Annotated in this window: 11 protein-coding genes and 1 tRNA gene; 5 read left to right on the top strand and 7 right to left on the bottom strand. The window is 64.9% G+C overall.

The window, feature by feature from the left end:
* A partial coding sequence (locus tag V5F77_RS27360) for a tyrosine-type recombinase/integrase (RefSeq protein ID WP_429008235.1) occupies positions 1 to 201 on the top strand: 201 nt, incomplete at its 5' end.
* A gap of 183 nt (positions 202 to 384) precedes the next feature.
* Here V5F77_RS27360 and V5F77_RS27355 read toward each other — a convergent pair.
* From V5F77_RS27355 to V5F77_RS27335, 5 genes are read right to left on the bottom strand one after another with little or no spacing between them, the layout of a single operon-like run.
* Complete coding sequence (locus V5F77_RS27355; protein ID WP_429008234.1) at positions 385 to 1,227, bottom strand: fumarylacetoacetate hydrolase family protein; 843 nt, start codon at positions 1,225 to 1,227, stop codon at positions 385 to 387.
* Between the two features lie 59 nt (positions 1,228 to 1,286).
* Entirely contained in the window at positions 1,287 to 2,024 is a 738-nt protein-coding gene (locus tag V5F77_RS27350; protein ID WP_429008233.1) for an SDR family NAD(P)-dependent oxidoreductase, read from the bottom strand.
* Positions 2,021 to 3,280, bottom strand: coding sequence for an ABC transporter substrate-binding protein (locus V5F77_RS27345; protein ID WP_429008232.1), 1,260 nt, complete (start codon positions 3,278 to 3,280; stop codon positions 2,021 to 2,023). The genes V5F77_RS27350 and V5F77_RS27345 overlap by 4 nt, the downstream gene beginning before the upstream one ends.
* Before the next feature lie 35 nt (positions 3,281 to 3,315).
* The gene (locus V5F77_RS27340; protein WP_429008231.1) at positions 3,316 to 4,080 is read right to left on the bottom strand and encodes an acetoacetate decarboxylase family protein; all 765 of its coding nucleotides are present in this window, start codon (positions 4,078 to 4,080) and stop codon (positions 3,316 to 3,318) included.
* A 46-nt stretch (positions 4,081 to 4,126) separates the two neighbouring features.
* On the bottom strand, positions 4,127 to 5,317 hold the full coding sequence (locus tag V5F77_RS27335; protein ID WP_429008230.1) for an alpha-hydroxy acid oxidase: 1,191 nt from the start codon (positions 5,315 to 5,317) through the stop codon (positions 4,127 to 4,129).
* A 205-nt stretch (positions 5,318 to 5,522) separates the two neighbouring features.
* Between V5F77_RS27335 and V5F77_RS27330 the strand changes: the two genes are divergently transcribed.
* The 4 genes from V5F77_RS27330 to V5F77_RS27315 all read left to right on the top strand — a co-directional run bounded on the left by V5F77_RS27330 (position 5,523) and on the right by V5F77_RS27315 (position 9,441).
* Positions 5,523 to 6,524 (top strand): GntR family transcriptional regulator, encoded by a 1,002-nt coding sequence (locus tag V5F77_RS27330; protein WP_429008229.1) that lies wholly within the window; start codon positions 5,523 to 5,525, stop codon positions 6,522 to 6,524.
* 765 nt (positions 6,525 to 7,289) lie between these two features.
* Positions 7,290 to 7,883: a hypothetical protein gene (locus V5F77_RS27325; protein WP_429008228.1), complete on the top strand. Its 594-nt coding sequence runs from the start codon at positions 7,290 to 7,292 to the stop codon at positions 7,881 to 7,883.
* Between the two features lie 160 nt (positions 7,884 to 8,043).
* Entirely contained in the window at positions 8,044 to 8,562 is a 519-nt protein-coding gene (locus tag V5F77_RS27320; RefSeq protein ID WP_429008227.1) for a hypothetical protein, read from the top strand.
* 51 nt (positions 8,563 to 8,613) lie between these two features.
* Positions 8,614 to 9,441 (top strand): RtcB family protein, encoded by an 828-nt coding sequence (locus V5F77_RS27315; RefSeq protein ID WP_429008226.1) that lies wholly within the window; start codon positions 8,614 to 8,616, stop codon positions 9,439 to 9,441.
* A gap of 428 nt (positions 9,442 to 9,869) precedes the next feature.
* Here V5F77_RS27315 and V5F77_RS27310 read toward each other — a convergent pair.
* A tRNA-Thr gene (locus V5F77_RS27310) sits at positions 9,870 to 9,944 on the bottom strand.
* Positions 9,945 to 10,139: 195 nt separating this feature from the next.
* Positions 10,140 to 11,810, bottom strand: a complete 1,671-nt coding sequence (locus V5F77_RS27305; RefSeq protein WP_429008225.1) for an MFS transporter — start codon at positions 11,808 to 11,810, stop codon at positions 10,140 to 10,142.
* Between the last annotated feature and the right edge of the window lie 253 nt (positions 11,811 to 12,063).

Here is a 12,063-nt window from a genome sequence, read left to right as displayed (position 1 = left end):
GTCAGCTTGATCGGTCTCAACCCAGCCGACTATGGGACGCACAGCTTGCGGCGAACAAAGGTCTCCATTCTTTACAAGCGGACCGGAAACCTCCGCGCCTGCCAGCTCCTGCTGGGCCATACCAAGCTCGAGAGCACCGTGCGCTATCTCGGCATCGAGGTCGATGACGCCTTGAGCCTATCAGAGCAGACAGAGATCTGAGGTTTGGCGCCTGCTGTTCAAGGGATTGCAGGCGCCGCTGACCCATTCAGGACGTCGTCGACGTCCGCTTTGAGTTAGGCGATGGATCGTGCAGGTGCAGGTTGGCTGCGGCGCGCGGATTCGGGCCGGCCGCGCAGGTGAAGCGGCTCAGCTCGAGATCTGCCACTAGCCACGCCGGGCCCGTCAGGCCGCCACCACGTGCTGGGTCTGCTTTCCAAGACCGGCGATGCCCAATTCGACCACATCGCCGGGCTTCAGCCACACGGGCTCCGGCCTGATGCCCATGCCCACCCCGGGAGGGGTGCCGGTGGCGATGATGTCGCCGGGCAGCAGCGTCATGTAGCGGCTGCAATAGCTCACCAGCTCGCGGACGCCGAAGATCATGGTGCGTGTGTTGCCCGCCTGCATGCGCTTGCCGTTCACGTCGAGCCACATGCCGAGGTCCTGCGGGTCGGGGATCTCATCGCGAGTCACGAGCCAGGGGCCCACTGGCCCGAACGTGTCGCAACCCTTGCCCTTGTCCCATTGGGTGGATTGCATCTGGAAGGCGCGCTCGGACACGTCGTTCACCACGCAATAGCCGGCCACGTGATCCATGGCGTCGGCCTCCGCCACGTTGCGCGCAGTGGTGCCAATGACGACGCCCAGCTCCACCTCCCAGTCTAGCTTGGTAGAATGGCGCGGCTGGACGATGGGATCGTCAGGCCCCGAAAGAGCGGACAGAGCTTTCAGGAAGATGATCGGCTCGCTCGGCACCGCCATGCCGGCCTCGGCGGCGTGGTCGGAATAATTGAGGCCGATGCAGATGAACTTGGACATGCCTGCATAGGGCACGGCGAGCCGGGGCGTGCCCGCGACCTGCGGCAGGGCCGCCGGATCGATGGCGGCTAGGCCGGCCAGGCCCTCGGGTGCGAGGTTCCGTGGCTCGATGTCGGCGCAGATGCCCGACAGGTCGCGCAGGGTGCCGTGCTCATCCATCAGGCCCGGCTTTTCCAGGCCGGGCGCGCCATAGCGACAGAGCTTCATGGAGTATGCTTTCCGGAGGTTGGGTTCACAAAAGAGGGATCACAGGGCGCCAGTGGCCTTCAGGGGACGGTGGAGGCGGCATCCACCGTCCAGGCCGCTCCGTTCACATGGGCCGCAGCGGGCGAGAGGAGGAACGCTACCACGCTCGCCACGTCCTCCGGCTGGCCATGCAGGGCGGCGCCCGCGCGCTTGACCCCGCCGGCGGCCGCCGCCTGTTCGTCCAGCGCATGGATCATCCGCGTGTCGATGGGGCCCGGCAGCACGGCATTGACGCGGATGGCCGTGCCCGCCACGTCGAGCGCCGCCACGCGGGTGAGGCCCAGCACCGCATGCTTGCTCGCCACGTAGCCGGCGAGCCCCGGGCGGCCGCGGATGGCCGAGGTGGAGGCGGTGTTCACCACCGTCCCCGCGCCGCGGGTGCGCATGCGGGAAAGCACATGCTTGAGGCCCAGGAACACGCCCTTGACGTTCACCGACATGAGCTGATCGAAGACGTCCTCCGGATAGTCGAAGATAGGCTTCACCACCCCTTCGATCCCGGCATTGTTGGCGAAGGCTGCGATGGGGCCGAGGGCCTCCTCAGTGCGCGCCACGAAGGCGGCGACCTCCTCGCTTCGCGAGACGTCGGCCTGAAGGAAGAGGGCCTTGCGGCCCTCCTCTTCCACGAGACGCGCGGTCTCGGTGCCGAGGGGGACGTCCCGGTCCACCACCGCCACGTCGAACCCGCCGGTAGCGAGGCGCACGGCGATGGCACGCCCGATGCCGCCGCCGCCGCCAGTGACCAGCGCGACGCTCACGACTTGACCAGCGGGCACCCGCCTTCGGCGAGCGGACGCCACACCTGCTCCGGCAGGATGGATTTTACCACCGTGTAGTAATCCCACGGATACTTGGATTCCGCCGGCGTCTTCACCTGGAACAGGAACATGGGGTGGATCTTGCGCCCATCTACCCGGATCGAGCCCTTGCCGAACAGCGGGTCGTCCGTGGGCAGCACCTTCATCTTGTCCACCACCGCAACGCCATCGGTCGCGCCGCCCACGGCGGAGACGGCTTTCAGGTAATGCAGGGTCGAGGCATAGGCTCCGGCATGTAGGGCGCTGGGGTAGCGCCCGTCGCTGCGCGGCGCGAAGCGCTTGGTCCAGGCGCGGGTTCCGTCATTCAGGTCCCAATAGAAGGCTTCGGTGAACTGCAGCCCCTGGGCCACCTTGAGTCCCAGCGAATGCACGTCGGTCACATAGAGCACGGTGGCGACGAGGCGCTGGCCGGCCTGCGGGATGCCGAACTCCACCGCCTGCTTGATGGAATTGATGGTGTCGCCGCCGGCATTGATGAGGCCGACCACCTGGGCGCCGGAGGCCTGCGCCTGCAGCAGGAAGGAGGAGAAGTCCTGGGTGTTGAGCGGCGCCCGGACGCCGCCGATCACCTTGCCGCCGGTGCGGGCGACCACGTTCTTGACGTCCTGCTCCATGGCATGGCCGAAGGCGTAGTCGGCGGTCAGCGTAAACCAGTTCTTGCCGCCGGATTCCACCACCGCGGTCGCCACGCCGGTGGCGAGGGCATAGGTGTCGTAGGTCCAGTGAACGGTGTTGGGCGAGCAGGCCTTGCCGGTGAGGTCCGAGGAGGACGGGCCGGAGGCGATCATCACCTTGTTCTTCTCGCGGGCAATGGAGGCGACGGCGAGAGCAACGGCCGAGTTCGGCACATCCACGATCATGTCGACACCTTCGGTGTCGAACCACTTGCGGGCGATACCGGCGGCGACATCGGCCTTGTTCTGGTGGTCGGCTGCGATCACCTCCACCTTCAGCGGCTTTCCGGCGGCGTTGAAGTCCTCGACCGCCATCTGGGTCGCCACCACCGAGCCCTTGCCTGTCACGTCCGCATATAGGCTGGACATGTCGGTGAGCACGCCGATCTTGATCGTCTTCTGCTCCTGAGCGGCGGCCGGCCCCGGCATTGCCAGCATCAGCGCGCCGGCCGCGAGCACGGCGCGGCGGGAGATGGCGGGAGCAGTGCGGCGCCGGAGCGCCTTGTCGGTCTTTCGGATCATGTCGTTCCTCCCTCGCATTTTTGTTTTGGCGTGGCTCAAGGGATGAGCCGCTTGAGCAGGCGTCGATCCTCGACGGCGAAACCGCCGCCATAGACGTCGGAGACCATGAACTGGGCCGACAGGATTTCCGGCGCGAGTTCCGTAAGGGGATCGAACGCGCTCTCATGCAGCGTCATGGACGCCCGCCCGGCGACCGGCGCGGAGTAGGCGATGGGCGTGCGGCGGTAGACGATGTCGGCATAGGCCGTCTCCAGCCGTTCGGGGTGCGGCAGGCGGCGCACGTGGATCTCCCCGCCCGGCTGCTCCGCGCCGTCCACCAGGCGCACCACGGGCGCGTCCAGATCCGGCGTGAAGGACATCTCGGCGAGCGGCACACCGCGCCGTATCACCGCGCTCTCTATGGCGCCGCTTTCGGCCTCGTCGAAGCGGAAGGTGCAGTCCTTCTTAGTATAGCCGAACAGTTCGCGGCCAGCCGCGATGCCCATGGGGTCGGAGCAGTACATGTAGATGTGCGTCTGGGTGAACAGGTCCTCGTAGCGCACCGCTACCGTCACCATCAGGTCGAACATGCGGCCCTGATGGAGAGACAAAGTGTGTCCCGGCGAGGCCATGAAGCGGAAGGCGACGTGGTCGTTCACCAGCTCGAACGGCGTGTCCGCGAGCAGCGCCCGCGTCTTGGACGGATCGACGCGGGTCATCACCTCCAGGGTGCGCAAGGCACATTCCCACTCCACCGGATAGGCCGGGGAATAAGGCGGGTTGACCCCGCTGCCAGAGTGCATCTGATACTTGCCGAACATCGGTCCTCTCCTGTGATCTCGGGCCCCGGCGTACGAGGCGTATCGTTCAGACGGGCGCCGCCAGACGCGCGGCGGGGTCGGGGTAAGTAGGCGTGGTCAGCAATGCGCGCGCGGCATCGGCCGTGTCGGTGATGCCGCACAGCGCCATGGTGAGGTCCAGCTCGCGGCGGATGAGTTCGAGGCAGCGCGTCACCCCCGCCTCCCCCATGGCACCGAGGCCATAGAGAAACGCCCGGCCGATGAGCACACCGCCGGCGCCCAGTGCCAACGCTTTCAGCACATCCTGCCCGGAGCGGACGCCGCCATCGAACAGCACCTCGGTGCGTGCGCCCACCGCCTCGGCGATGGCCGGCAGCGCGGATATGCTGGAGGGCGCCCCGTCCAACTGGCGACCGCCGTGGTTGGACACGACGATGGCATCCGCCCCCGCGCGGGCGGCGGCCCGGGCATCCTCCGGGTCCATGATGCCCTTCACGATGAGCTTTCGGTCCCAGATGCGCCGCAGCCACCGCACATGGTCCCAGCCGAGTGTCTGGTCGAATTGCTCGGACACCCAGTGGGCCAAGGAGGAGGCATCGCTCACCCCCTCCACATGGCCGACGATGTTGCGGAAGGTACGCCGCTCGGTGCGCGCCATGTTCAGGCACCAGCGCGGCTTGGTGGCGAGGTTGACGAGATTGCGAAGCGTGGGGCGCGGCGGGGTCGAGAGCCCATTCTTGATGTCGAGGTGGCGCTGGCCCTGCACGGGCAGGTCCATGGTAAGCACCAACGCCGAGCAACCGGCATCGCGGGCGCGGGCGACGAGCCGTTCCATGAAGGCGCGATCCTTCATCAGATAGAGCTGGAACCAGAAGGGGCGCGAGGTGTGGGCGGCCACGTCCTCGATGGAGCACACGCTGACGGTGGACAGGATGAAGGGCACGCCGAACCGCTCGGCGGCGCGCGCGGCGAGAATCTCCCCGTCCGCCCACTGCATCCCCGCAAGACCGGTGGGGGCGAGCGCCACCGGCATGGCGACGTCCTCGCCCAGCATGCGGCTGGAGAGATTGCGCCGGGAGATGTCGATGCCGACGCGCTGGCGAAGGCGAATGGCGGCAAGGTCTTCCTCATTCGCCCGATAGGTCGCACCGGTCCAGGAGCCGCAATCCACGTAATCGTAGAACATGCGCGGCACCCGCCGTTCGGCGAGGCGGCGCAGATCCTCGATGGAGGTGATGGGGGCGTGCGTGGATGCCACTGGATCCGTTCCTGGCCGTTTTCCTGCGGGTTTCACCGCGGCGTTGCCCGCAGCGCGAGATGGCATCTTGATAAAACGTACTTTAAATCCAAAGTACGCTTTATGGAAGTGCCATCGGAACGGGATTGTCAAGGGCCGCGGCTTGCCCACGGTCGGTACGCCGGCTAGGTGACAGGGCGCGCCGCGCGCATGCGAAGGGCAAGGAATGGGCGATGAGGTGAGGACCCGCCAAGCGGATGCGGAGACAGGCTCGTCCCTGCGCGACCGCGTCATTCAGCGCATCCGTGACATGATCGCGGAAGGGGAGATCCGGCCGGGCGAGCGGCTCCTCGAGGCGGAGATCGTCCGGGCCTTCTCCGTCAGCCGCTCCCCGGCGCGCCAAGCCCTCGACGCGCTTCAGAAGGAAGGGCTCGTGGAGGCGCTGCCCGGGCGGGGCTACCGCGTCTGCGGACGGCTGGAAAACGGCGTTGAGACGGCGTTCGCCGCGCTCGCGCCCGTCGACATGTCCGCGCCCCGCCAATGGGAGCGCATGTACGAGGAGGTGGAGCAGGAGCTGTTCATCCGCACGTTGTTCGCCTCGGTGCGCGTGAGCGAGCAGCGCCTCGCCGAGCATTTCGGCGTCAGCCGGACCGTCACGCGCGACCTTCTGGCCCGCATGCACGGTGTAGGCCTCGTCGGCAAGGACAATGCCGGCCACTGGATCGCCGAGAAGATGACGCCGGACCGCATCCGGCACCTTTACGAGCTGCGCTGCATCCTGGAGCCGCTGGCCCTGCGCGAGGCTGGGCCGCTGGTGCCGCGAGCGCTGCTTGATGAGATGCGCGCGCGCATTTTTGCGACCCGCGCCGAGAACCCCATCAGCAGCGCAAAATTTGATGAAGTGGAGACCGATCTCCACATCACGATTCTCGGTTTCGGGCCGAACAAGGAGATCATGCGCGCATTGAAGCGCACGCATCTGCTGTTCGGCCCGACGCGCTACCTGTTCGATCCCGTGCTGGGAATCCCGATGGATCTGATCGGGGCCGCCCTCGATGAGCATCTTGAGATCGTCGACCTGATGCTTGAGGAACGGAGCGACCTCGCAGCGCAAGTACTTGAAGCCCATCTGAAGAACGCCGTGGAACGTTGGCTGCGGCGCTTCGAGATCACGGCGGCCGTCCAGCCCTTCGCCCTGCCGTCCTATTTGCAGCCGCTGTCAGATTGACCGTCTGCTTCGCGGCGCGGGCTCAAGGTCAGCTCCTGGCGCTCCGCACGCTGACGCCAACCTCTTCGCGACCGGCTCTTATGGCATTAACGTAAATTGCGGCTGCTCCTCGGCAGGAAGATGCCACGCCCACCAGTCCGAGCGCCGGAGGCGCTTGCCGCCTTCGCGGGCGATCTGGAAGTTGCCGGGTTTTTGGCATGGTGACGGGACCTACGCGTCAACCTTAGGTCTTGGACGAGCTGAGGTCGCGAAACGGCAGCGCTGACTTGGTGGTGCGTCGAGGGGGTAATGTCCATTTTCTGTCTCCTCCCAACATCCGTTCCTGCCGCCACCAAGCCGGGCACTGACAAGCCTGCGTGCTCTTCCGCGGATTTCCCACGTCGCGTTTACACCTCAAAATTCAGCCGTTACGCCATTAACGCCTGATACGTGGCATCAGGCCCTCCGGGACATGTCTTCTCTTCCGCTGCCTCTTCACCAGGGGGCTGACGGACCGAGCTGCATGCGATAAGACCGTCTGCATTCCACACTTTCGGAGCGTCTCTCTTCAATAAATACCTGCCTAAGCAACCGGCGCCGCCGGTCATCATCTATGCCATCCGCCTTCGTTTCGAATGTGGCTGGCACATAAGCTCCGCTCCCGGAGATATCGAGCAAATTGCCGACTGGTACCGCCGCGGCGGCCATGACGTTGACGAGATCCGCCAACTTGGCGCGCCCCTCGAAGAGGGGGATGGCCTCGCAGCTCGTTGGCGTGCGCATTCATTGGGCTGGTGGGAAGATCCACTATGCCAGGTCTGGCGCGCACCGGACGAACCCATTCAACAGCCGTTCGGCGATCCGACGTCGTTCGAGACGCTCGCGGTCGCATTCGAGCCACCCGAAGCGGGCTGGATCGACTTCGTGCTCGCGTCCTACAGGCAGGTCGCGCTTATCCGCATCAGCTATCTCTACAGTTCTGGCGCCGAGATCGTTGCTTGGCTTGAAGAGGTGGCGCGCGGCGGCTTTCCGCGGTTGGCAATCAGCGAAGAGGGATCCTTCGGCGAGCTTCACCTTTTCCCGGGAGATCGATTTCCCCCCAGCGTCACCTGGCAGCCGCCGCGCCGCGACCATGTCAGGCTCTGCGTGATCCTTCGATACATTGTGGGCGCAGAGCTGAAGCTCGATGTGGTGATGCCGCGCAAGGCCTTGGTGCGGGCGATCTATCGGGCGTGGCTCGCCTGCCATGACGACGATCCCGTGCGCTTTCTGGATCAATGGAGCCGCTTCGGGCACGATGACGATATGCCCGATGTTCCCTTCGCGCGCTCTGCGTTTCTTGAAGAATGGCTCGGCATTCCATCGCGCCCGACGCTCTGAAAAACTGCCAATCATTTGCCCAATCCGATTCTTGAAAACAGCAAACGGCCAGGAGGCTCCCACCACACCACACCGCACGCCGGTCACCGGCAAAACTCTTATCGCCTAGGGCTTTGAGCCCGGACCTCATTTCCGCAAGCTTCTCGCCAAGGCGACCGAGATGGACGCCAATAGGGAAGACGAGGCCTCCATCAAGCTGGCGCTTGCGGGGCTTCTGCCGCCCCTTCAGATCCTCTCTCGGCGACCGTCCGGCCGCTATACGCTCGCGATCCATGCTGAAACTCCGGAGGAAGAAGCGAACATCGCGTTCGTCCGGGCACACATGGACGAACTGATGAAAACGCCCGTGCTTGAGCATGGCGCGGTGATGCCGGATGCCTGTCCCGCCGGCACTGCATCGGGGACGATTCCTGTCGGCGGGGCGGTCATCAGCCGGGCGATTCACCCCGCCTTCCATTCAGCGGATATCTGCTGCTCGCTCCATGCCACGCTCTATCGCGCGCCTGACGTGCCGATCCGAGCGATCATGGATGCGATCCAGTGTTCGACCCGCTTCGGCCCGGGCGGGCGAAGGCCGGACGATTGGGTGGGCGACGGGATTACGCGGGAACTGGAAGAGACGCAGAACCCCTTCTTGAAGGGGCTGGCCCATCGCGCCAAGGCGCAACTGGCGGATTAGGGGGATGGCAATCATTTCGCCTTTGCCGGCGCCCTGTCTGTCACGCAGGGCTTGATCGACACCCTCGCGCGCAATGGGCAGCAAGCGCTTTCTGAAGCTTTGAAGCCTGACGTAAATAAAACCGTCCTTGCCCTGGTCACCCATCATGGCTCACGCGATCTCGGCGCTCAGGTCTATAAGCGTGGTCTTGCAGCGGCCACAGCTCAGTGCGTGCACGTCTCTCCAGACACGCCCGCTCGTCAGGCCTGGCTCGATCCGGACAGCGTCGAGGGTTCGCTTTATTGGGAGGCGCTCGGCTATGTCGCGCGCTGGACCAAGCGAAACCATGCGCTGATCCACGAGAGAACGGCCAGTCGCCTGGGCATTGAGGCGATTGCGGCGTTCGGCAACGCGCACAATTTCGTCTGGAAGCGGGAGGGCCTTTTCTATCACGGGAAGGGCGCGACACCGGCCTGGCGTGATGCGGACGGCCACCCCTTGCTGGGGCTTATTCCCCTGAACATGGTCGCGCCCATTCTCATCACGCTCGGGCGGGACAATGCGGATTCCTGTTCGTTCGCGCCCCATGGCGCCGGCCGCAACATGTCGCGCACGGCATTGCTGAAGAAGCTGGGCATCCATGGTCTGCCGCCGGATCGCTATCATGCCGCCGCTTCAGACATCGTTGCTGCGCAGACGGAAAGTCTCGATGTCCGCTTTTTCTATGGACGGCCCGATCCTTCCGAGTCGCCGCTGGCCTACAAATCGGCGGCCTCGGTGCGGGCGCAGATCGAGCATTATGGCCTTGCCGATGTGATCGCCACCATTGAGCCCTTGGGATATCTGATGGCTGGCGACTACGACAAACCCTGGCAACGCAAGCGCAACCCGGCGGACTAGCTTCTGTCCGATTCAGGCAAAGGCGGGCGAGAAATCGCCCGCCTTTGCCCTCTCAGCTGGGATGCGCATGCCGGACGAACTGAAACTTCATTTTTCGGTCACCGTGGCTCGCTCTCCCGAAACGAGCGACGAGCCCTTCGGAGATGGACGGTTGGCGCAACCCGTCGGGCGGGCCGGGCACGCAGCCCGTTCACATCATCCGGGTTGGTCACTGCTGGCGTGCGCCTATTTCAACGGGCACGCCATTCACGCGGGCCACGTTCGCGATGACAGGTGCTCCCGACCGACGGTGCCGCAATGCGGTCGGTCTCGCGTCATCCCAAAGTTCCCCCGAGCGCACAGTCAGGTGATTTTGTGGGCTGATTTGTGGGCCGGAATAGCCGGGCGTCAGCCAAGCATATGAAATTAAAGATAATTTTTTAAGGAAGTGGTGCCGGTTGAGGGGATTGAACCCCCGACCTTCGGTTTACAAAACCGCTGCTCTACCGCTGAGCTAAACCGGCTTCAGGCATGACGCCGTCGCCGCCATGCCTACCAGTGACGGGCGGGGCGAACAAGATCCCAAGCGCAACGTCCCCAAGCGCAACATCCCAAACGCAAACGGCCCCGCCTGAGCGGGGCCGTCGCCTGGGAATGGTCGGGGCAGCCGGCCATTCCCCAAAGGCCGACCCAAACAGGCCGGCCGCCGGAGCTCGCGGTTAGTGGGAGTGCCAGTCGTCCAGGTTCCGGTTCTTGGTTTCCGGGACGAACAGCAGACCGATCACGAAGGTCATCAAGGCGATGACGATCGGGTACCAGAGGCCGTAATAGATGTCGCCGGTGGCCGCCACCATGGCGAAGGCGGTTGCCGGCAGCAGGCCGCCGAACCAGCCGTTGCCGATGTGGTAGGGCAGCGACATCGAGGTGTAGCGAATGCGGGTGGGGAACAGTTCCACCAGCGCCGCCGCGATCGGCCCGTACACCATGGTCACGAAGAGCACGAGCACGAACAGGATGCCGATGACCGCCGCCGGTTGTGGGCGGAAGATGTCGAACGGATGCGCCATCTTGACGATGTTCGCATCACCCGCCTTGGGGTAGCCCGCCGCCTGCAGTGCGGCAGTGGTGGTCTTGGCGAAGTCCGGCCCGAAGGGGACCACCGTATCGTTCACGCGGACCGAGACCGGGGTTCCGGCCGGGGCCGACTCGGTCGAATAGCGCACCGAGGATTTGGCGAGGAAGTCACGCGCCAAATCGCAGGGGGCGGTATAGACACGGGTTCCCACCGGGTTGAAGAGGCTGCCGCAGCCCGCGGGATCGGCGACCACGGCGACTTTCACCGACGTGACCGCTTTTTCCAGCGCCGGATTGGCCGCTGAGGTGATCATGTTGAACAGCGGGAAGTAGCACGAGGCGGCGATCAAGCAGCCGGCGAGGATGATCGGCTTGCGGCCGATCTTGTCCGAAAGCCAGCCGAAGAACACGAAGAAGCCGGTGCCGAGCACGAGCGACCAGGCAATCAGCAGGTTGGCGGTGTAGCCGTCCACCTTCAGGATCGATTGCAGGAAGAACAGGGCGTAGAATTGACCCGTGTACCACACCACGCCCTGGCCGGCGGTGAGGCCGAGCAGCGCGATGATGACGAACTTCAGGTTCCGCCATTCGCCGAAGGCTTCCGAAAGCGGGGCCTTGGAGCCCGTGCCTTCTTCCTTCATGCGCTTGAAGGTGGGGGATTCGTTCAGGGTCAGACGGATCCAGACCGACACGCCGAGCAGGGCGATGGAGATCAGGAACGGAATGCGCCAGCCCCAGGCCGCGAAGTCGGCTTCGCCCACCACCGAACGGGTGACGAGGATGACGATCAGCGACAGGAACAGGCCGAGCGTGGCGGTGGTCTGGATCCACGAGGTGTAGAAGCCGCGCCGGCCCTGCGGCGCATGCTCGGCCACATAGGTGGCCGCGCCGCCGTATTCGCCGCCGAGCGCGAGGCCCTGGGCCAGACGCAGGGCGATCAGGATGACCGGAGCCGCGAAGCCGATGGTGGCTGCATTGGGCAGAATGCCGACGATGAAGGTCGACATGCCCATGATTAGGATGGTGACGAGGAAGGTATATTTGCGGCCGACGAGGTCGCCGAGCCGGCCGAACACAAGGGCGCCGAAGGGGCGGACCAGGAAGCCGGCGGCAAAGGCCAGCAACGCGAAGATATCGCGCGTCGCGGGCGGATAGGCGCTGAAGAATTGAGCGCCGATGATGGTCGCGAGCGAACCATAAAGATAAAAGTCATACCATTCGAAAACCGTGCCCAGGGACGAGGCGAAGATGACCTTCTTCTCCTCCCGAGTCATCGGCACGGCCTTCGCGGCGGGCCCCGCAGTGGTGACAGTCATGAAGTTTTCCTCCCTCAAGGATCGGTGCGCTCCCCCAAAAGAGAAGCGGATCTCATGGCACGGGCGCCGCGCGACCGGGCAATCCTTGCGGGAATAGCAACCACGCTCCGGCCTGCGGCCGAAGCGGGTGTCTCCTCCAGGTCTTGCCTTTCCGCGTCATTGAACGCGCGGATTGAATCGAGCGGACGCCGAAGCGCCGTGGAGGAAAGATGAACGAGCTTGATCGGCCTTGCGATTGGCAAATGGTCTTAGC

It is taken from the genome of Roseixanthobacter psychrophilus, assembly GCF_043195195.1.
In the GTDB taxonomy this organism is placed as follows: Bacteria; Pseudomonadota; Alphaproteobacteria; order Rhizobiales; family Xanthobacteraceae; genus NCEH01.
The sequence above is the reverse complement of the archived record's forward strand: the minus strand, read 5'-3'. Positions and strand labels throughout refer to the sequence as shown.